The sequence below is a fragment of the Pseudomonas sp. GG8 genome (assembly GCF_052976945.1).
The window spans coordinates 3194995-3216053 of record NZ_JBRIIP010000001.1; the positions used below are offsets into that span (position 1 = coordinate 3194995).

General features: G+C 57.7%; 15 protein-coding genes. 9 read left to right on the forward strand and 6 right to left on the reverse strand.

What is annotated here, in order from left to right; genetic code table 11:
- Nucleotides 1-6 precede the first annotated feature (6 nt).
- Nucleotides 7-621, forward strand: a complete 615-nt coding sequence (locus ACVBEG_RS15490; RefSeq protein WP_322178637.1) for a TetR/AcrR family transcriptional regulator — start codon at nucleotides 7-9, stop codon at nucleotides 619-621.
- Complete coding sequence (locus ACVBEG_RS15495) at nucleotides 614-1312, forward strand: glutathione binding-like protein (protein ID WP_322178636.1); 699 nt, start codon at nucleotides 614-616, stop codon at nucleotides 1310-1312. Before ACVBEG_RS15490 ends, ACVBEG_RS15495 begins: the two co-directional genes overlap by 8 nt.
- Nucleotides 1313-1358: 46 nt before the next feature.
- On the opposite strand, the gene treS is transcribed toward ACVBEG_RS15495, so the two are convergent.
- Nucleotides 1359-3425, reverse strand: a complete 2067-nt coding sequence (treS, locus tag ACVBEG_RS15500) for a maltose alpha-D-glucosyltransferase (RefSeq protein ID WP_322178635.1) — start codon at nucleotides 3423-3425, stop codon at nucleotides 1359-1361.
- A gap of 213 nt (nucleotides 3426-3638) precedes the next feature.
- Entirely contained in the window at nucleotides 3639-5576 is a 1938-nt protein-coding gene (locus ACVBEG_RS15505; RefSeq protein WP_447107992.1) for a DNA topoisomerase III, read from the reverse strand.
- Between the two features lie 320 nt (nucleotides 5577-5896).
- On the opposite strand from ACVBEG_RS15505, the gene ACVBEG_RS15510 reads away from it, so the two are divergent.
- On the forward strand, nucleotides 5897-6829 hold the full coding sequence (locus ACVBEG_RS15510; RefSeq protein ID WP_322183093.1) for a universal stress protein: 933 nt from the start codon (nucleotides 5897-5899) through the stop codon (nucleotides 6827-6829).
- On the opposite strand, the gene ACVBEG_RS15515 is transcribed toward ACVBEG_RS15510, so the two are convergent.
- Nucleotides 6807-9428 (reverse strand): cation-translocating P-type ATPase, encoded by a 2622-nt coding sequence (locus tag ACVBEG_RS15515; RefSeq protein WP_322178633.1) that lies wholly within the window; start codon nucleotides 9426-9428, stop codon nucleotides 6807-6809. The genes ACVBEG_RS15510 and ACVBEG_RS15515 overlap by 23 nt on opposite strands.
- 383 nt (nucleotides 9429-9811) lie before the next feature.
- Nucleotides 9812-10804, reverse strand: a complete 993-nt coding sequence (locus tag ACVBEG_RS15520; RefSeq protein WP_447107587.1) for an IS5 family transposase — start codon at nucleotides 10802-10804, stop codon at nucleotides 9812-9814.
- A 143-nt stretch (nucleotides 10805-10947) separates the two neighbouring features.
- On the opposite strand from ACVBEG_RS15520, the gene ACVBEG_RS15525 reads away from it, so the two are divergent.
- The 6 genes from ACVBEG_RS15525 (at nucleotide 10948) to ACVBEG_RS15550 (ending at nucleotide 17905) form a co-directional block, all read left to right on the forward strand.
- Complete coding sequence (locus tag ACVBEG_RS15525) at nucleotides 10948-11298, forward strand: hypothetical protein (RefSeq protein WP_322178632.1); 351 nt, start codon at nucleotides 10948-10950, stop codon at nucleotides 11296-11298.
- A 273-nt stretch (nucleotides 11299-11571) separates the two neighbouring features.
- Nucleotides 11572-12933 carry an OprD family outer membrane porin gene (locus ACVBEG_RS15530; protein ID WP_322178631.1) on the forward strand — a complete coding sequence of 454 codons (1362 nt, stop codon included), beginning with the start codon at nucleotides 11572-11574 and terminating at the stop codon, nucleotides 12931-12933.
- Nucleotides 12934-13185: 252 nt separating this feature from the next.
- On the forward strand, nucleotides 13186-13890 hold the full coding sequence (locus ACVBEG_RS15535; RefSeq protein ID WP_322178630.1) for a YoaK family protein: 705 nt from the start codon (nucleotides 13186-13188) through the stop codon (nucleotides 13888-13890).
- 525 nt (nucleotides 13891-14415) lie between these two features.
- Complete coding sequence (gene nirB, locus ACVBEG_RS15540; RefSeq protein WP_447107993.1) at nucleotides 14416-16974, forward strand: nitrite reductase large subunit NirB; 2559 nt, start codon at nucleotides 14416-14418, stop codon at nucleotides 16972-16974.
- A complete protein-coding gene (nirD, locus tag ACVBEG_RS15545) occupies nucleotides 16974-17369 on the forward strand; it encodes a nitrite reductase small subunit NirD (RefSeq protein WP_322178628.1) in 396 nt (131 codons plus the stop codon). Before nirB ends, nirD begins: the two co-directional genes overlap by 1 nt.
- Nucleotides 17370-17464: 95 nt before the next feature.
- Nucleotides 17465-17905, forward strand: a complete 441-nt coding sequence (locus ACVBEG_RS15550) for a CBS domain-containing protein (protein ID WP_322216952.1) — start codon at nucleotides 17465-17467, stop codon at nucleotides 17903-17905.
- Between the two features lie 86 nt (nucleotides 17906-17991).
- Here the strand turns inward: ACVBEG_RS15550 and ACVBEG_RS15555 are convergent, their stop codons facing one another.
- A complete protein-coding gene (locus tag ACVBEG_RS15555; protein ID WP_323566078.1) occupies nucleotides 17992-19623 on the reverse strand; it encodes a diguanylate cyclase domain-containing protein in 1632 nt (543 codons plus the stop codon).
- Between the two features lie 220 nt (nucleotides 19624-19843).
- Complete coding sequence (prpF, locus tag ACVBEG_RS15560; protein ID WP_330200878.1) at nucleotides 19844-21034, reverse strand: 2-methylaconitate cis-trans isomerase PrpF; 1191 nt, start codon at nucleotides 21032-21034, stop codon at nucleotides 19844-19846.
- Nucleotides 21035-21059: the final 25 nt, after the last annotated feature.

The following is a 21059-nucleotide window of genomic DNA, read 5'->3' on the forward strand; positions in this document are numbered from 1 at the left end:
CGCGAGATGGCTCGACCAAGAGAATTTGATGAAGCCGCAGTGCTCGATGCAGCCGTGCAATGCTTCTGGGTACGAGGGTATGAAGCGACCTCGATTCGCGACCTTGCCCAGAAAATGGGGATCACGGGCGCCAGCCTTTACAACGCGTTCGGTGATAAGCGTTTACTGTATCGACGCGCGCTGGACCACTATCTGAAGCAACGCCTGGTTGAGCGCATCAATCGTCTGGAGAAGCTGCCCCCGCGTGAAGCGATTGGTGCATTCTTTAGCGAAATCATCGAACGGTCCCTGAACGACCCGCAGAACAAAGGCTGCATGCTGGTGAACGGGGCGCTCGAAGCCTCCCCCCTTGACCCGGAGTTCCAACGCGCCATTGCCGAAGTCTTCACACAGATGGAGGCTTTTTTTCGCCGGTGCGTGGTAACGGGTCAGCACACCGGGGCAATTTCCACCTCACAGCCTGCCGATGACTTGGCGCGCCTTCTTCTGGGCGTCCTACTGGGCATTCGCGTCCTCGCCCGCGCACGGCCAGAGCGCGACCTGCTGGAAGGCTTGGTGCGTCCAGCCCTCGCCCTACTCGACCATCACACCACTGCAATGGGAAGCATCCGCCATGATTGAGCTCTATTACTGGCCCACCCCCAATGGCCATAAAATCACCCTATTTCTCGAAGAGGCCGGGCTGGATTACACCCTCCACCCGGTCGATATCAGTGCGGGCGATCAGTTCAAACCAGAGTTTCTGGCTTTCTCGCCCAACAACAGAATGCCCGCCATCATCGACACTGCACCGGCGGACGGCGGTGAGCCAATAACGATTTTTGAATCTGGCGCCATCCTGATGTACCTCGCGGAGAAGACCGGGCTATTCCTGCCCAGCGATGTTCGCGGTCGTAAAACCGTGTCTGAGTGGCTGTTCTGGCAAGTAGGCGGCTTGGGCCCCATGGCTGGACAAAACCATCACTTCGGCCTCTATGCGCCCGAAAAAATCCCTTACGCGATCAATCGCTACGTCAACGAGACGAAGCGACTGTACGGCGTGCTCGACCGTCGGCTGGCCGGTCGGGAGTTTATTGCCGGCGAGCACTACACCATCGCGGACATGGCATCTTACCCTTGGGTTGTCCCATGGAAACAACAGCAACAGAACCTTGACGACTTCCCCAACCTGCGTCGCTGGTTTGAAGCCGTGCAAGCCCGTCCGGCGACGATACGGGCTTACGCCAAAGGCGAACCCTTCTCTAGCCGCCCTGCCGTCACCGAGGACGGCAAGAAAATCCTGTTTGGGCAAACGGCGCCAGAGCGCCCCTAGGGTCAGTAAACCTATGGACCACAGGAGCGAAGCCAGCCGGTCATCCTCAAACCATCGGCGATGTACTCACCACCCGTAACGCGAGGCCTTCATAAGCGTCCAGGGTGATGGTGAATTCGCCTTGCTCGGTCAGATCCCCCTCGACTCGTTCATTGATGATGTCAACGACCGGGCCGGGGGCGATGTCGGGCAGATGCAAGGTCTCGACGACGGGTTCAGCACTGAAGTTCAGTGCGGTGATCTGGGTGCCCTTCCCGGCTGGCAGTTCGTGAACCATGATCAGCAGACCTGGATGCTGCACGTCAGGGATCAAAATCTGGCGACTGGCGGCGATGTCATACGCGCGCCGCACAGCCAGTATTTTCTTGAGCAGAGAAACAAAGGAGTCCGGCCGCTGCAATTGATCGACCAGGCTGCCGTATAGGGTCTTCGGACGCGGCATGTTGCCGGCCGAAAACTCCGCGTCAGGGTCGAGGTCGACCAGATCGTAAGCCCCCCGATGAATCCAGCGCGTATCGCCGTCCTGCATCAAATGTTGAACCTGTTCGGCCGGCAGTGTCAGCGCGCCCACCAAGTCCCAGCCGGACAAGGCGAAAACCCCCGGCTGCATCGCGTTGTACATCACCAACAGCACATGAATGTGCTGGATCCGCTGAATGTCTGCCTCAGTGATGGCCTCAAGGTCCCGAATGCCCAAGGCGGCCGTGATGATACTGGCCGTGGTGCAGGACACGCCGTTAGTGACGAACTTGAGATTGTAGGGCGCGTGCTCCCCTGCCAGCCGTTCGTACATTTCTTCGCGGATGTGTTCGCGCAAGATGTTTCCGGGGAAGGTCTGCCCCTGATAGTGATAAGTATCGTGGGCGTGCAGCGTCCAGAAGTGCACCAGTTCAAGGGTCAACTCATCATGGTTTTGCAGCGCGTGAATCAGCGACGCAGGATCAATCCCGAACACATGGACCTGACGCAGCATCAGGCGCAAGAACTCAGTATTGCCGGTCAGTAACGCGTGCTGATAAGCCGGTCGGGTAATGAAGTCGTAGGACAGATCGGCACCGCCGTGGGACATGGCGGCGATGTCATCCAGGGTCAGGTTCAGCTCCTGAAAGCTGAACCCTCCGGCTTTGCGAATGGCCCCGCCCAGCAGTTGATTACCGGTGATCGACAACGGGTGACTCTCTGACCAGGCATTGCCTTCAGCCTTGCGCTCGACCCCGAGAAAACCATTGGCGTCGAGACGCAAGACCCGTGCGCCCATGACATCGATGGCATGCAACGCATCGCCGATGATCATCTGTTGTGCGGCAAAGCTTGGGTCCAGCCAATTGAGTGATGGCTGGCCTTCTTTGAAATAGTGCAGATACACCCAGCGCCGGTCCTTTCCGTCCACGCCCTGAACCACCGACGTGGCACTCCAATCGGTATCCTTGATACCCGGCTCGAAGAAAATAACCCGCTGCAATTGCCCCACGATGTAATGCTTGTCTCTGAGACAATCGACGATTTCCGGCGTGAGATTCACCGCATCCCGACCTTGCGGAATGTCAGGTAACAGGTGCCAGTCCTCTTCCCTGATCTCGACCATGTGGTAGAGGCCTGGATAGTCTTCGTAAGCCATTTCAGCCAGACGAAAATCAGCGCCTTTGCCCGTGTGAGAGGGGATCACATCGTCGATGATGACGGCGTTGTGCGCAGCGGCGATGCGGCTCAAACTTTGAAATTGCGCGTCGGTGCCCAACTCTGGATCGATCTCGAAACTGATCCTGTCGAAGTTGCCATCAATGCTGGGTGTACGAAGACGCCCTTGCAAACCACCGGAGGTTTTGAGTGGGCCGTTGTGAATGCCTTCAATACCGATTTCGGACAAGGCGTGCCACAGCGTCTCATCGGCAAGCGCCTCCAACACAGAGCCGCCCTCACGGGTCACAATCGATGCCGGGTAAGCGGTGAACCAGACCGATGCAATGGCCGAAGCATCTCGGGGACGAGTCTGCGCATAAGGCCTCTGCCAGAGCCTGCCCTGCCCCGAATACAATTTGGCGCGCTGCTTGGCGGCATTGAGCATCGACTGCTCAACCAGCCACTCCACATACTGCTTGTCCGGGGTTGTCATCTGTTCAGTCACTCCCTCTTTAAGGTGGATTGGAGAAGAATGCCTAAAGCGATATGAACATCCTTGAACCAATCCTGTCTGCGCTGTTGCCTACTTCTATGAGCGCCTGCAGCGGCAAACGTTGCATCTTTTGCCTATTTCTCCCGTCGCAGTGGATTCGGTGAGGTCGCCCCATCACCCGTTTTTTGGGACCCGCGTCTCAATCAAGCCAGGCTATTTGGCTTTGCGGCGCTTACTGGCGGTCGCGGTCTTGGGTGCGGCTGTACTGCGCTTCTTCTTCCAGGGCGTAGTGCCGCGACCCGCCGGGCTCGCAGGTCCGGCAATGCTCAGGCCCAAGCCAGCACAACGATCCACTTGTTTGCTCATCCAGGCTGACTGTTTGGCCACAAAGTCCTCCAGGCTCATCTCGCCGCTCTGAACCATATCCAGCGCCTGCTCCCAGATGGCGGTGGTTCCGGGATCGGCGATGGCTCGGGGCACGGCGTCGATCAGGCTGAAGGCTGCCGGGGTGGCGGCTAATGCCTTGCCCTGCTTGATCAGATAGCCCCGATTGAGCAATCCCTGAATGATCCCGGCGCGCGTCGCCTCGGTACCGATGCCGGTGGTGTCCTTGAGTTTCTGCTTGAGACGGGGATCGTCTACCAGTTTGGCGACGTTCTTCATCGCCTTGATCAGATCGCCTTCGGTGAAGGGCTTGGGCGGCTGGGTCCAGAGGTCTTTCAGCGTCACGTCCGCTACGTCACACTCTTGCCCTTCGGTCAGGGCCGGCAGAATTTGGGCGGGAGGCGCTTCGCGGCCTTTGGCGGGGGCCACGGCTTGCGGAAGTGCACGCCGCCAACCGGGCTCCACGATCACCTTGCCCACCGCGCGCAACGCCTGCTCGGCGCAATCAAAATCGGCTTGGGTTCGGTCGTATTCGTGGTTCGGCAGAAACTGCGCCAGATAGCGCGCCCGGATCAAGGAGTAGACCGCCCGATGCTTACCTACCAAGCGCCCAAGGTCTATCGTTGCGGCAGTCGGGATGATGCCGTGGTGGGCACTGACCTTCGCGTCGTTCCACGCCCGCGAGCGGCGCTTGGGGTCTACGTGTTTCAGCAGGTCCACCAAGCCCGGATCGGCACGGCCCAAGGCTGCCAGGATCGCTGGCGCTTCGCTGTGCTGGCTCAGCGGCAGATAGCCGCAATCACTGCGCGGGTAGGTAATGACTTTATGGGTTTCATAAAGTGCCTGGGCGATATCCAGGGTTTCTTGAGCGCCAAAGCCCAGTTTCTTGGAGCACACCTCCTGAAGAGTACCCAAATCGAACAGCAACGGCGGTGCTTCGCGCATACGCTCGGTGCGCAACTTGATCACCCGTGCGCTGGCGGCATTGGTCATGGCGGCTGCAGCCTCTTGAGCCAGTGCCTGGTTCAAGCAGCGACCGTGCTCGTCACATGTGTCTTCGTGCGCGCGCCACTGGGCGGTTAAATACGTGCCGTCGCAGAGTAGCTGCACATCAATCGCCCAATACGGAACCGGCACAAAAACGGCAATGCTGCGGTCGCGGTCCACCACCAGACGCAGGGTCGGTGTCTGTACCCGCCCTACCGGCAGCACGCCCTGATAGCCGGACTGGCGCCCAAGCAGGGTGAATAACCGACTCATGTTCATCCCAATCAACCAGTCAGCGCGCGAGCGGCCCAGCGCCGAATGATAGAGACTAAATGTCTCGGCACCGGGCTTGAGCGCCGCCAGCGCCTTGTGGATCGACGCATCGTCGAGGGCTGATAACCAGAGCCGTTGAATCGGCCCGCGATACCGACAGTACTCCACCAACTCGCGGGCAATCATTTCACCTTCACGATCGGCATCCGTCGCAATGACCAGCTCGCGGGCCTCACCGAGCAGACGTTTGACAGCCTTGAACTGGCTTGCGGTCTTCGGCTTGACCAGCATTCTCCACTCTTTGGGTATGATCGGCAGATCGGCCAGGACCCAACGTTTGTACCGGGCGTCATAGGCGTCTGGCGGTGCGGTCTCCAATAGATGACCGATGCACCAAGTCACCGTGACGTTTGATCCCACCCAGCAGCCATCGCCGCGCCTGTTAGCGCCCAGCACCTTGGCAATGTCTTTGGCCTGGGAAGGTTTTTCACACAGGAAGAGCCGCATGGTCGTCATCGTTCATTGCGTCGAGGGGTGAGGTGCAGCATGCGCAGTGTTGGGGGTTGAAGCAACCTTTATCTGTATGGATATACAGCCTTATCCAAATTGGGCCTTGCCCTTGGCGCATGTCTGACGAGCCTCGCCTGCCCACGCGCCCGTTGGCCTGGAGCCTGTTCGGGATCATCAGCGCCGCGAACATCAGGTTGATTGCGCAACTGGCTATATTAAGGTTGATCCACATCAAATACTGCGCCACGACTCGGAACATGCTTGCGTTAAACGGCTATTATCGCTGGCAACTAACGACTTTTTCGCCGGGGTGCATCATGACCAACCAACAGCGACTCATGCTCATTGTTCCTCCTTTGCTGGATAAAACCCCGGCGTTTGAGCGCGCCACAGCATTGGCAAAAGCCAAAGGTGCTGCGCTGCACATTGTTGCCTTTGATTATCTGGAAGGCTTGGCGACCGCCGGACTGGTCAACGAACGGGCACTGGAAGAAATGCGCTACAGCTATGTCGAGCGCCATCGTCAATGGCTGGAAGAGCAAGCGCATCCGCTACGTCATCTGGGCATAGAGGTCACGACAGAAGTGGTGTGGGCTGAACATCCCCTGAAGGAAATGCTTACATACCTGCACGAGATGCCTGTTGATCTGGTGATCAAGGATTTGCAACACGAGTCGTTATTAAAGCGTGCTGTATTTACCACCCTGGACCTGCAGTTGCTTCACGAGTGTCCCTACCCTTTGCACTTCGTTGCAAAGAGCCATAACCCTACGCCTCGCAGAATCGTTGCAGCGGTTGATCTACTCCATCCCGATGATCAGTATTCGGGGTTCAATGACACGATCATTCACGAAGCGTTAAAACTGGGCATTCAATGCAACGCTCAAGTTGATGTGGTGTATGCCTATGACCTGTCGATGATTGATGCGGCGGATTATAGCTACGCCAGTGCCTCGATGATGTTCGATTCAAACCTGACACCGACCACACCGACATTGTACGAACTGGAAAACGTAGCCTTCGATACATTGGCTGAACGCAACGGTGTTCCGGTGGAGAACCGTCACTTTATGTTGGGAAGCCCTTCCAAGGTGTTAGCCCGCTTTGCCGAGAGCCAAGACATCGACGTTATCGTTATGGGCCGGATACACCACCGAAGCTTGGGGCATCTGCTCGGAAGCACGGCAGAGCGCATTCTTTACAAGATGCCCGGCAGTGTATTGATACTCAATCCAGACAGCTCGGTTTAACGGCGTTGGTTGAACGGGCACGAAGGCCCCACTTGACGCATTCGAACCAGATCAGGCTCACGATCGAGACGCCGAGTGCCGCCGCGAGCAACACAGGCGTTGGCGTCACGAACGAAAACAGCCGGCTAATGGCGGGTACGAAAAGCACCCCACACAACATGGCGATCGTTCCCGCCGCGATCCAGCCGAATTGCCGATTGGAGGCACTGCTGCTGTGCCACGAGGTATGGACCCAAGAGCGATTGGCCTGTATCAGGGCGAGGTTCGATAGCACCAGCACGACAAATGTCAGCGCCCGCGCCATGTCATCACGACCGGCATCAGAAGGCACTATTAAGTGCGCACTCGCGTAAGTCCCCAGCAACAACACCAGCAAACCGCCCCCCTGCCACAATCCACGCACCATCAAGGCCCTGTCGAACAGGCGCTGATCCGTCCGCCGTGGCGCAACCTTCATCGCGTCCGCCTCCAGCGCCTCGGCTTCGAACACTACCGAACACGCGGGATCGATAATGAGTTGCAGGAAGAGGATGTGCACCGGCATCAGCAGCATCGGCAAGCCGATCAATACAGGCAGGATCGACAACCCGACGATGGGGACATGCGCCGCCACCACGAAGGCAATCGCTTTGCGCAGGTTGGCGAACACCCGGCGACCATAACGAACGGCCGTCACGAGTGAGGCAAAGTCGTCGTTCAATAAAACCAGTGCAGCGGCCTCGCGCGCGACCTCGGTGCCTCGCGCGCCCATGGCAACGCCGATGTCGGCGGCCTTCAGCGCCGGGGCGTCGTTGACACCGTCGCCCGTCATCGCGACCACATCGCCCCGAGCGCGGAATGCCTGCACGAGGCGCAGCTTCTGATCGGGCTGCACACGGCAGAAGATGTGCGTGTCGGCAAGGCGCGCAGTCAGAGCCTCATCGCTCAATGTAGCGATTTCAGTCCCGGTGATGACTGGCGCCTCAGCACTCAAGCCCGCCTGCCGCGCTATCGAGATCGCAGTGGCCGGGTGGTCGCCCGTCATCATCACGACGCGTATGCCTGCGGCTTTGCACTCCGCAATGGCCTGCGGCACATCGGGCCGCACCGGGTCCTCCAGAGCAACCAGCCCGAGGAACTGGAAATCGAAGTCGTGCTGCAGTTTCGGCAGCGCCTCTGTATCAAACGTGGCCTGCGCGACACCCAGCACGCGCAGGCCGTCGCTCGCCATCGCCAAGACCTGCCTGGCGATCACAGCACTGCGCGTGGCATCCAGGTGACATAGATCGACGATGGCCTCCGGCGCGCCTTTGGCCGCAATGAGTCGGGCAGGTGAGCCCTTGTCCGGACTTTGCCATACCCGAGACATTGCCAGCATTTCGGGTGATAACGGATAGTCGTCGACGAGCGTCCAGTTGCCATGCAGGTGTTCGGTATTCGCCAACAGGCGCTGGCCGGCTTCACCAATGGCCAACTCCATCGGATCAAACGCACGGCGATGACTCGCCAGCACCGCGTACTCCAGCAGGCCATGCAACTCGTCCTGCAGCGGTGCCGCTCCCCCCGCCTGCGAGGTGTCATAAATTGCCTCTTCGGACCACAGACGCCGCACCGTCATTCGGTTTTCGGTCAGCGTGCCAGTCTTGTCAACGCACAACACCGTCGTCGCCCCCAGCAATTCAATGGCGGGAATGCTACGCGCCAGTACCTTCTCGCGAGCCAGACGCCAGGCACCCAGCCCCAGAAAGAGCGTCAGCACGACCGGCAGCTCCTCGGGCAGGATGGCCATCGCCAACGTAAGTCCGGCCAATAAACCCTGCAACCAGCTACCGAGGATAAGTGCGTGGGTAACGGCGAGGGAAGCGGCCAGTGCCAGGCCGACGAGCGCCACGCGTTTGACAACCCAACGCGTCTCCTGCTGGATCGGTGTGGCCTCGACTACGATCCCCGCGAGCGATTGGCCGATGCGCCCCAGCGCGCTGCGCTCGCCAGTAGCGATAACCCGCCCACGCGCAGTGCCGCGCGTGACCAGCGTGCCCGAAAAGGCCCGCGACAGATCCGCTGTATCCTGTGCGATGGCCCTATCGTCATCGATCACGTTCAAAGGCGACGCATGCTTGTCCACCGATGCCGACTCTCCTGTCAGCAGTGACTCGTCGACCGCGAAGTTCGGTGCGTCGATGAGTTGCAGGTCGGCAGGCACCCGGTCGCCTTCAGCGAGAAGCACGATGTCGCCCAGCACCAGCTCTCTGGCCGCGATCCGGCGTATTAGGCCGTCGCGCTGGACCTGGGCTTGCGGGCTGGACAGATCGCGCAGAGCGTCCAGCGAGCGCTCGCTGCGCCGCTGCTGGACAAAGCTCATGCCCATGACCACAAAGACGAAGCCCAGAAGCATCAAGGCTTCCTGGGCATCCCCCAGCACCATGTAGAGCGCCCCACACGCCAGCAACAGCAGAAACATCGGCTCAGTCGCGACCTGGCGAACCAGACGCAGCACGCTTCGTGGTTGCGAAACCGGCATCTCGTTCGGGCCATCCCGGCCAAGACGAAGTTGGGCCTCACACTCGCTCAGGCCCACCTCAGCAGTGGCGTTCGCCTCCAGAGGCGAGAAATCTTTCATCGTATGTCCTGTTTAACAGGTCTTTCATGATTAAGGTCGGGTCGGGAACACGGATCGACACTCACGACAATAAACACACCCGAAGTCAGCCGTGCGGCGGTCTCGAAACGCGGGTGTCTGTGGGGGGTAGTTGTCGTGCTTGATCTGACCATCCGCTTGACTCTACTCGTGTTCAGAGTTTGCGTCCGTGCGTCACGTGAACATATATCGGGTGACCGTGAGTGGCTTGATTTGGGTCAAAAAAAGCAAGGGAAGGTCTGAAGTAAGGCCTTCTTTTTACAGAAAATCGGGCGTCAGACGCTCAAAAAGAGAATACCTCGCTGAAATTTCTGAAATATCGACTTTTTTCGATGAATAAGCCGGTTTTAGGCGCTTATTAACCCTTAATTTCCATACTGCGGACGCACCTGTCCTACAGGCTCCAGCAAATGTCGGCGCGCCATCCACAGGTTCGACAACGCAAACAGTGTTACCAACTGCGCGGTGTTTTTTACCAGTCCGCGAAACCGCACTTTGGTGTAACCAAATTGGCGTTTGATGACCCGAAACGGGTGCTCAACCTTGGCCCGAGTTTGCGATTTAGCATATTCGATCTTGCGCAACGCACGGCCAATGACGCTTTTTTCACCATGTTTGCGACGGCTGCTGGGCCTGGCGGAGATCGACCAGATCATCTCGCGCCCCTCATGTTCCGGCCGCTTTTCCACCCCGGTGTAGCCCGCGTCGCCGCAGACATGGCTCTCTTCGCCGTGCAACAACTGATCGACTTGGGTAACGTCCGCGACGTTGGCTGCCGTGCCCACCACGCTATGGGTCAGGCCCGTATCAGCGTCCACCCCGATATGCGCTTTCATCCCGAAATAATATTGATTTCCTTTCTTGGTCTGATGCATCTCGGGATCGCGTTTACCCTCTTTATTCTTGGTCGAGGTCGGCGCATGAATGATCGTGGCGTCAACGATAGTGCCTTGACGAAGCATCAAGCCTCGGTCGCCCAGATAGCCATTAACGACCTCCATGATGCCCCTGGCAAGATGGTTTTTCTCCAGCAGGCGACGGAAGTTGAGGATCGTGGTTTCGTCGGGAATGCGCTCCAGATTCAAACCCGCAAACTGGCGCAGAATCGTTGTCTCATACAGCGATTCTTCCATGGCCGGATCGCTGTAGCCGAACCAGTTCTGCATCAGGTGCACACGCAACATCGCCATCAACGGATACGCCGGACGTCCCCCAACACCCTTTGGATAATGCGGTTCGATCAACGCAATAAACCCCTTCCAGGGCACGACCTTGTCCATCTCGCTCAGGAAAATCTCACGGCGGGTCCGCTTACGTTTACCTGCGTACTCAGCATCAGCGAAAGAAATCTGCTTCATGGGGCTCAACCGTTCAGCTCATGTGATGGAGGGTATTTCACCAGATTTGGAAACCTTTTTCAGAGTTTCCCAAGGGTGCATGGAGTAAGTGGACTCATGACTGCGGAGTGCTAAAGTCGGCACTTTCAGAACGAGGAAGCATAATGCGGATGCTCATAGCTGCCCTGACCTTGGGGATGTTGGCGGGATGTACAGCGCCGGCCATGAATGAGGCCAGATCCCAAGGCCCGTACAAGACGTTTTTATCTCAAAAGTCAGGCGAGCTCGTCGCCCAATGTATCCAGTTCGCCTGGCAGGATGAGTCAGTTTTTGGCGTAGAGGGTGATGCGTTTATACATTCCGGTAGCCAGAAAGAACTCACGGTCTACACAAGGGGCTCGGAGTACTTCGTTGATGTGCTCAGTGGAGCGTCCGGCACAACTGTCAATTATTACCAGGCACTGAGTAATTCGATTGCAGAGCGCAGGCTTAGCGCGCTGGCCACCTGCCTCTAAACATTGACGTCAGGTTAAAGGGGATTTAGTTACATCAGATCCCCTGCAAGGAAAATTAAAAGAACGCCCTCCGCTTTACCCCTACCAACCTCGATTTTCAGGCATCGGTCAATGCGACATTCCTCTTAGCGTCCTGTCACATGATTGTCATGTCATTGTTTCCTAATGCGTTTCAAAATATTGCACAGATAAAGGCGTTGACCGCCAGCATCGCAATACTGCCGTTTGAGTAGCTGATCGGCAGTTTGAATACCCCTGTGAACGAGACCCATGATGATCAAGAAACTGCACAAACCCATTGTCGGCGCCATATTGGGCAGCGTAGTGATGTCTGCTCAAGCGGATTTTATCGACGACAGCCATGCCGACCTTACGTTGCTCAATCGCTACCTTAATCAGCAGGGTCGCGGTATAGATGGCAATAACAATCCTAGTAAAGCAGCCAAAAGCTACCGTGACTGGGGGCAGGGCTTTCAGCTCAACTTCAAGTCTGGCTACACCGAAGGCGCCGTTGGCGTTGGTCTGGATGTTGAGGGCTTCTATGGCCTCAAACTCGACTCCGGCGGCGACCTGAACGACAAGAGCAATCAAAGCCGTTACCCTGGTAGCATGTTCCCGCTGGATAACGGCAAGTCCGCCAATGACTTCGCCGTGCTGACCCCTACCCTCAAAATGCGCTTCCTTAAAGATGAGTTGCGTGTGGGCGGGCTGTATCAAAACAACCCGATGCTGGCCAATACCGATGGGCGTCTGTACCACCAGACCAATACCGGGGCGCAGTTGGTTTCCAAGGATTTGTCAGACTTCACCTTTACCGGTGGCGATATCATTCGGACGAAAATCCGCAACGAAACCAACGACAGTGGCATGATCACCGGTGGCGGCGCCAAACTCAGTGATCGCTTCCTCTATGGCGGCGCCGATTACACGGGCATTGCCGACACCACATTGAGCCTGTGGTACTCCAACCTGCAGGATTACTATCAGCAAGCCTTTATCGGTGCCAAGCACATCACTCAACTACCCGTCGGTAGCCTCGCCAGTGATTTCCGTGGTTACCGCAGCCTGGGCATAGGCGGCAACGCCAATGGCGACAGTGACTTTGCAACCAATGGCTACTACGGTAATGGCCTGAGCAAAGGGCGGATCAACCAGTCGACTATTAGCTTGATGGAAAGCTATAGCCTGGCAGGCCACACCTTAGGTTTGGGCCTTCAGAAAAACACCGGCGACAGCGACTTCCCTTACCTGGACTCAGGCCTGAACAGCGGTGACGCCCGTCAGGGACCGGGTGCGGGCGCTGACACCCCAGCGCTGACCAACATGCAATTGAACAAGTTCCAACACGCCGGCGAGCGTACTTGGCTTGCGCAGTACAAGTATGATTTTGGCCAGTTGGGCGTCAAAGGATTGGGCTTCGCAGCCACTTATGCCCATGGTGATCAGATCAGAGTGGCCAGCGGTGGTGACAGCGAATGGGAACGCAACCTTGCGTTGAGCTACCAAGTGCCTGAGGGGAAACTGAAGGGCCTGGGTGTTACCTGGAAGAACGCCAGGGCCAACCCGAGTATTACCGGGCAGACCCTGCAGGACGAAAATCGCTTCTACGTGAGCTATATCGTACCGCTGTGGTAATACACAGCCAGGCATGAACGCTGTCAAGGCGACGTAATCCGGCTTACCCATGCTTCGCGTGGGTAAGCCGCCTTAAAATGAACAGGTTGACTGTTGGCGCAACCGCGAAAACTCCCGCTCGAAAAGCAAGGAATCCTTGAAGAGGCATTCGTCGAATTCAAATCCACTGGGCTTTGCCTCATACTCTGCGCTGAGATATGACGATACCAGCACCTTGACCTCACGAATCCCCCCAAGGAGCCCGATACGCTGATGCTGCCTTCCCCCCTTAAAATCCTTACCAATCCCGCGCGGCTGCACACACAGAAATGGCGTGGGCGCGTTGGCCTGTGTCTGGTTGCCGGTCTCTCGGTATTGGCAGGCATGACGGATGCGATCGGTTTTATGGCAACCGGTGACTTCGTATCGTTCATGAGCGGCAACACCACCCGCCTGGCCGTGGCCATAAGCGAAGGCGACTTCGGGCTTATGCTGCGACTGCTTATCGTCGTTGCCACGTTTATCGGCGGCAATACACTGGGCATTGTCGTAAGCCGAATGACGGGGCGACGCGCCCTTCCCTTGCTGCTGTGCATCGCTGCGTTGTTATCCGCTGCGGCAGCCTTGCCATTGACCGCTCAACTGCCAGCACTGTTGGCCGCTATTATCGCCATGGGCATGCTCAACGCCGCCGTCGAAGAGGTCAATGGCTTCCCGATTGGCCTGACTTACGTGACAGGCGCACTCTCACGATTCGGCAGAGGATTAGGCCGGTGGATGCTGGGAGAGCGAAGAAATGGATGGCGAGTTCAGTTGATACCCTGGACCGGCATGTTTGCAGGTGCGGTGATCGGCGCCCTGCTTGAGCAGCAACTGGGTATGAAAGCTCTATTGTTCAGCGGCTTGCTTTCTGCCGTTTTGGGGTTTGCCGCACTGAAAATCCCACGCCGCTGGCAACTGGCTTATATGCCTAAATAAGGGTAATCAGCACTCCCCCCGCTTTTCCAGACTGCGCAGCAGCTTGCAGGGGGCATGGTCATACCATGACGACTCTATTGCCCACGACCTACATTGCCCCAAATAAGGGAACCGGGAAACTTATCCGCACCCTTCTGGTTCAATGTACTCATTAGCATATGACCCGATCATGTTTCCCGGTGCGTAGAGAGCACCTGAAAAAGACCCGCTGTGTAGCGCTTCAACCCTCCTCCGCTTAGCGATCTCTGGATAGAAAGACGTCCATCCGACACTGGCATGAAACCTGCTTTAGTCCTGACAAACCTGTAGAAATCTCCTATAGGACGTCCAGGCGTGGTCACCGACGACCACCTTCCAGTACTGGCGCAGGACGGGTGAACCAGGCAGCGCGGCTTCGGTTAATCACCCCACCACACATCCATGAATACCAGGCAAAGACGCCTGGAGCCGTCACACGGCTCCAGGCGTTTTTTTTGCTTTTTTTTCTGGCCATGCCACGGCAGCGGCTTCGACTGAGGAAAGGTTATGAACGCAACCGCCACCCCGATCAAGAGCGAAACACTGGTCGTCATCGGCAACGGCATGGTCGGCCATCATTGCGTCGAGCAGTTGATCGAGCATGGCGCGCTCGCCCACTATCACGTGCATGTGTTCGGTGAGGAGCGGCAGCGTGCCTACGACCGCGTCCACCTCTCAGAGTACTTCGGCGGTCGTGATGCAGAGTCCCTCGCACTTGGTGAGGCCGATCTGTATGCCCGCCACGGTGTGCAGCTGCACCTCGGCGTGCAAGTGCTCGACATCGACCGCGAGCGCAAGGAAGTAGTCACCAGCGCCGGACGCCAGGCTTATGACCGATTGGTGCTGGCCACCGGCTCCTATCCCTTTGTGCCGCCGATCCCCGGTGCCGAAGGCCGCTCCCGGTTGGTCTACCGTACTCTGGACGACCTAGACGCCATCCGCGAGGCGGCTACCAATGCCCGACGTGGCGTGGTGGTAGGTGGCGGCCTGCTCGGCCTTGAAACCGCCAATGCACTGAAGTCCCTGGGGCTGGAAGCCCATGTCGTTGAATTCGCCCCACAACTGATGCCGGTGCAACTGGACGCCTCAGGTGGCGAAGCACTGCGGGCACGGATCGAGGCCCTGGGCGTCGGTGTGCACCTTTCGCGAGCGACCCAGGAGATCGTTATCGGTGAAGAGTATGCCTACCGCATGAACTTCAACGGTGGCGAATTCCTTGAAACCGACCTGATCGTATTCTCTGCCGGGATCCGCCCGCAGGACGCTATCGGCCGTAGCGCCGGGCTGGACGTGGCACCGCGTGGCGGCCTGGTCGTGGACAATCATTGCCGCACCAGCGACCCCTACATCTTCGCCATCGGCGAGTGTGCGTCCTGGAACGGCAGCATCTTTGGTCTGGTCGCGCCGGGCTACAGCATGGCGCGTAACGTTGCCGCGCAACTCGCGGGTCAGCATTACGACCCCTTTACCGGCGCAGACATGTCGACCAAGCTCAAGCTGCTGGGCGTTGATGTCGGTTCTATCGGCGACGCTCACGCGGCGACTCCCGGCGCCAAGAGCTACCGCTTTATCGACGAGGCCAGCGCCAGCTATCGCCGCCTGGTGGTCTCTGCCGATGGCAAGCATGTGCTGGGCGCGGTACTGATCGGCGATAACAGCTATTACGACACCTTGCTGCAATACGCGCAGAACAGCATAGCGCTGCCCAAGGACCCGTCCAGCCTGATCCTGCCGCTGTCAGACGGCGCACCGACACTCGGTGCCGATGCGCTGCCGGACACCGCCACTATTTGCTCCTGCCATAACGTTACCAAGGGCGCGGTGTGCTGTGCGGTCGACGCAGGTTGCACCGACCTCGGCGAACTCAAGGGCAAGACCAAGGCAGGCACTGGCTGCGGCGGTTGCAGCGCACTGCTCAAGCAGGTCTTCGAGCACGAGCTCAGTGCCCGTGGCGTCGCCGTCGACAAAAGCCTCTGCGAGCACTTCGCCCATACCCGTCAGGAACTGTACGCCCTGGTACGGGTGGAAGGCATCATTAGCTTCGACGAAATGCTCGCCAAACATGGACGCGGCCACACCGGCTGCGATATCTGCAAACCCGCTGTGGGCTCGATTCTCGCCTCATGCTGGAACCAGCCGATCATGGACCCATTGTTGGTGCACCTGCAGGACACCAACGACACATTCATGGCCAACATGCAGAAGAACGGCACCTATTCGATCATCCCGCGCATCGCCGCCGGCGAAATCACCCCGGACAAGTTGATCGCCCTGGGCGCTGTCGCGAAGAAATACGACCTCTACACCAAGATCACTGGCGGCCAGCGCATCGATCTGTTCGGCGCCCAATTGCATCAGTTGCCGGACATCTGGGGCGAACTTATCGAGGCCGGTTTCGAGACCGGACACGGCTACGGCAAGTCATTGCGTACGGTCAAATCCTGCGTCGGCAGCACATGGTGTCGTTATGGCGTTCAGGACAGCGTAAGCATGGCGCTGCTCCTGGAGAACCGCTACAAGGGCCTGCGCGCACCGCATAAATTCAAGCTTGCGGTTTCCGGCTGCACCCGCGAATGCGCCGAGGCGCAGAGCAAGGACGTTGGGGTGATCGCTACCGAGAAAGGCTGGAATCTCTATGTCTGTGGCAACGGAGGCATGCGCCCGCGTCACGCCGAATTACTAGCCACGGACCTGGATGACCAAACCCTATTGCGCTACGTCGACCGGTTCCTGATGTTCTACATCCGTACTGCCGACAAACTGCAACGCACCTCTGTCTGGCGCGAAAGCCTGGACGGCGGCCTGGACTACCTCAAAGACGTCATCATCAACGACAGTCTGGGGCTTGGGGCTGAGCTGGAATCGCAAATGCAACTGGTCATTGACCGGTACGAATGCGAATGGGCAAACGCTATCAATGACCCGGAAAAGCTCAAGCGCTTCCGGACCTTCGTCAACGATGAGCGCGGTGACCCGGATATCCATTTCGTCAAAGAACGAGGCCAGCGCCGCCCGGTGCATGCTAACGAACTCCACCTGATTCCCGTTACCCAGGAGGTGCTCTGATGAGCCAGTCAAACGTCGTCCGTATCGAACCCCGCCACGCTATTGAAAGCCCTGCGCAATGGCAGATGCTGTGCAGCCGCCAAGACCTGGTGGCCAATTCCGGCGTCGTCGCCTGGCTCGATGGCGCCCAGGTCGCGTTATTTCACCTGCCTGACAGTCTGGGCAAGACCCTCTACGCCATCGACAACCTCGACCCAAAGTCAGGCGCCAACGTCATTGGCCGTGGCATCGTCGGCAACCTTAAGGGCGAGTTGGTGATTGCCTCACCCCTGTACAAACAGCACTTTCGTCTCGAAGACGGCAGCTGCCTGGAATATCCAGAGCAGAGCCTGCGTGTCTGGCCCGTACGTTTGAACGGGGATGCCGTAGAGATCGGAGTAAGCGCAGCGCGCTAGCTTTAAACAGTGGAAACAGTCCTGACCCTACGACCTGTGCCGCAGCGTCAGGGCGGTTCGCGGCCACCTATAAGAATGGTAGTGGAGAAACCCGCATGAAGACCGTTGCGCAACTGCTCAAGTTAAAAGCCATCCACAATCAACATGTCCATACCATCGCTCCAAACCAGATGGTGCTAGAGGCGCTGCGGGTGATGGCCGAGAAAAATATCGGCGCTCTACCGGTGATAGAAGACGGTCAAGTGGTGGGCGTAATCAGCGAGCGAGACTACGCACGCAAGATCGTTCTCCAGGGCCGCTCCTCCATCGGCACGTCTGTCAGAGCCATCATGAGCTCGCCCGTGGTGACGGTGAACTCCCACCAAAGTATCGAGACGTGCATGGGGGTTATGACCGATAGCCACCTGCGCCATTTACCCGTCGTGGAAGACGGACAACTGCTCGGCCTGCTGTCCATTGGTGACTTGATTAAAGAGGCGATAGCCGAGCAGGCTGACCTGATCCGGAAACTGGAACAGTATATTCGCGGGCATTAAACTGACCGTTATTCCGACCGATCAAAAAAGAATACAACCGGACCCAACTGACGACAGAGCCGTATTGGGCCTCAGGTCATCATTGGCTAATGTTTGTAGATCATATATTTGCCGCGCCCGGTCTTTTTAGCTTGATACATCACTCTGTCTGCGGCGCGCAGGAGATTATCCGCAGAGCTTTCCCTGTCCCACAGTGCTATTCCGATCGAAACGTCCACGATGCACGATGTGCCGAAAATAAAAAATGGAGTTTTCAGTGCATCGATACATTTAGCGGCGATGGTGCTGACAGCCTCTTCGGCATTGTCCTCAAGGTCACTGAGCAGCAAAACAAACTCGTCACCACCAATACGCGCCAGGGTATCGGACTCTCGCAGAGTACTGGCGAAGCGCTTCGCAACCTGCCGCAACACCTCGTCACCAGCCTCGTGGCCGAGCGTGTCGTTGATATTCTTGAAACCATCAAGGTCCATGAATAATAGGCCGACCTGTGTTTCATCACGGCGCGCGCGCGCTAATACCTGACGAAGCCGCTCAGAAAGATGCGCTCTATTGGGCAACCCCGTCAGCGTGTCGTGATGAGCCATGCGGGTAAGTTCAGTTTGATGGTCGTTGAGTTTGATCAATAAACGATTGAACGCCGATATCAAGTGCCCAACTTCATCATCGCGGACGACAGGCAAGGGTTCGAGCGGCAACTCGTCCCGCGTCATGCGGTCGGCATGCTCTGCCGCATAAAACAAATGGCGGAGGACGAAATACAGCCCGGTAGTGGAGAGAATAGCGAATACCAAAATAGCGAAGACTGCATTTTTAATCAAAAAATGCTGCATCCGCCCCACCGTCGCAAACGCCTCACTGCTCGGCACTCGGCCGACGACAAACCAGCCCGTGCTCGGGACAGACACCATCGCAGCGACCTCTTCAACACCCTGCTCGTTGACCGTTATCCCGGTACCGCGAAAGCCCGCCATGGCCCGATCATGAAGCACATTGACGCCGGGGGGCGGTGTGGGTTTGAGCACACTATCAAGTTCAGAGGAGGCGACAAATAACTTATCTCTCGGGGAGACAAGCAAGAACCCACCCGTAGCATTACCAATTCGACTCTGGAGTAACGAATCAAGAAACCCGGGGGCAGCCAGTGCCGTAACACCCACCAAAACAGCTTGAACCTCACCGTTTTCGCTTCTGACCGGAGCAGAGATCGGCAGAACCGGTTCTTTTGCAGAACGGCCAACCACAGGACGACCGACAAACGAAGCACCGCCTAATCCAGCTTTAATATAGTCACGGTCAGAATAGTTGATCGTCAGTGGATCACGCAGAACAGGATAATCCGCGATTGGAACGCCATTAGGCGTTACCACGAATAGACCTGCCGAGAACAACGTTTGGTAGTCGAAGTGCTCTTTCAGCCATGCATGTAGTTGCTCAGGCTGCGCAAGCAAACGCGTCGGCAAGGCGGCGGCAAGGCGTCCAAGCAAGACCTGGCGCTGAACAATCTTCCCATCAATATCGTGGGCAACATAAGTCGCCAACGCTAATTGTTGGTTTTCCACTACCGCGCTCAAATCCTCACGCAAAAAATGAGTCAGCACGAAATAGCGAACGACTGCACCAGAGATCACAATGCACAGCGCCAGTACCAACAGCCGAGTAACGATGCTATTGAAAATGCGGGGAAGGCTTGTGCGCACATAATATTTTTTTGGCATCTTGGGAGTTTACCCGAGGAGCCGCGTTTTTTGTGCACTGGAACAGGCGCAAAGGCAGAGTTTGCTATCAGTTCGCCATTAACTATCCAGGACTTATGCCCTATGACGGCCTGGATCGAAAACAGAGGCTGCGATGTGGCAATGTATCGCGCCAAAGAGAACCGACGCGATAGCATTGTTCAACCGTTGACAGGTGCCCAGAATTCAGCGATGGCGCACATTAGAACGCATCACCGGGTACACGGACCCATCCTTCCATCAATACGCGAGCACTGCGGCTCATGATGGCCTTGGTCACCGTCCACTCACCATTGACCTGGCTGGCTTCAGCACCCACGCGCAGGGTGCCCGAGGGGTGACCGAAGCGCACAGCGCTACGTGCACCACCGCCAGCTGCCAGGTTCACCAGCGTGCCCGGAATCGCCGCAGCGGCACCAATGGCCACGGCGGCCGTGCCCATCATGGCGTGATGCAGTTTGCCCATTGAGAGCGCACGCACGAGCAGGTCGGCGTCACCGGCAGTCACCCGTTTGCCGCTGGACGACACGTATTCGGCTGGCTTGGCGACGAAGGCGATCTTCGGTGTGTGCTGGCGCTTGGCGGCTTCAGCAATATCCTGAATGAGGCCCATACGCAACGCGCCATAAGCGCGAATCGTCTCGAACATCGCCAGTGCCTTGGAATCGCCGTTAATCGCGTCCTGCAGCTCGGTGCCCGTATAGCCGATGTCTTGCGCGTTAACGAAGATAGTCGGGATGCCAGCATTGATCATCGTGGCCTTGAATGTGCCAACACCCGGCACTTCAAGATCGTCCACGAGGTTACCGGTGGGGAACATCGAGCCGCCCGCGCCCTCTTCGTCGGCTGCCGGGTCCATGAATTCCACCTGCACTTCGGCAGCGGGAAAGGTCACGCCGTCGAGTTCGAAGTCACCGGTTTCCTGGACAGCACCATCGGTGATAGACAGGTGCGCGATGATGGTCTTGCCGATATTGGCCTGCCAGATGCGCACGGTCGCCATGCCGTTGTGCGGGATGCGACTGGCGTCAACCAGACCGCTGCTGATGGCGAACGCACCGACGGCGGCAGACAGGTTGCCGCAGTTGCCGCTCCAGTCAACGAACGGCTTATCGATGGACACCTGACCGAACAGGTAATCGACATCGTGATCGGTTTTTTTGCTCTTGGACAGGATGACCGTTTTGCTGGTGCTCGAGGTTGCCCCGCCCATGCCGTCGATCTGTTTGCCGTAAGGATCCGGGCTGCCAATCACGCGCAACAACAGTGCATCGCGCGCCGCGCCGGGGACCTGTGCGGAGACGGGAAGGTCTTGCAGGTTGAAAAACACACCTTTGCTGGTACCGCCACGCATGTAGGTGGCGGGGATCTTGATCTGGGGTACGTAAGCCATGGAAATAGTGTCCTGATAAGACTCA